Annotated in this window: 1 protein-coding gene; it reads left to right on the top strand. The window is 44.8% G+C overall.

The genetic code is table 11. The features are described from left to right. Positions 1–458: GTP-binding protein (locus F0L68_RS46140; RefSeq protein ID WP_223199675.1), on the top strand; the 458-nt coding region annotated here is incomplete at both ends.

Genomic DNA, 458 nt, shown 5'->3' with positions numbered 1-458 from the left:
CTGGTGTGTGTGTACAAACTGAAACAGTACTGCGTCAGGCTATTGCCGAGCGCATCAAGCCTATTCTGTTCATGAACAAAATGGACCGTGCTCTTCTTGAGCTCCAACTTGAAGCTGAAGAACTATACCAGACGTTCCAGCGTATTGTAGAAAATGTTAACGTCATTATAGCCACATATAACGATGATGGTGGTCCCATGGGTGAGGTGCGTGTCGACCCTAGCAAGGGCTCTGTTGGTTTCGGGTCTGGTCTTCATGGGTGGGCTTTCACCCTCAAACAATTCTCTGAGATGTATGCTGACAAATTCAAGATTGACCTTGTCAAGCTTATGAACAGGTTATGGGGAGAAAACTTTTTCAACCCTCAAACGAAGAAGTGGCCAAAACAAAAGGATGATGACAACAAACGTTCATTTTGCATGTACGTTTTGGATCCTATCTACAAGGTGTTCGATGCC

This window comes from Solihabitans fulvus, from assembly GCF_008386585.1.
Lineage (GTDB): Bacteria > Actinomycetota > Actinomycetes > Mycobacteriales > Pseudonocardiaceae > Solihabitans > Solihabitans fulvus.
The sequence above is the reverse complement of the archived record's forward strand: the minus strand, read 5'-3'. Positions and strand labels throughout refer to the sequence as shown.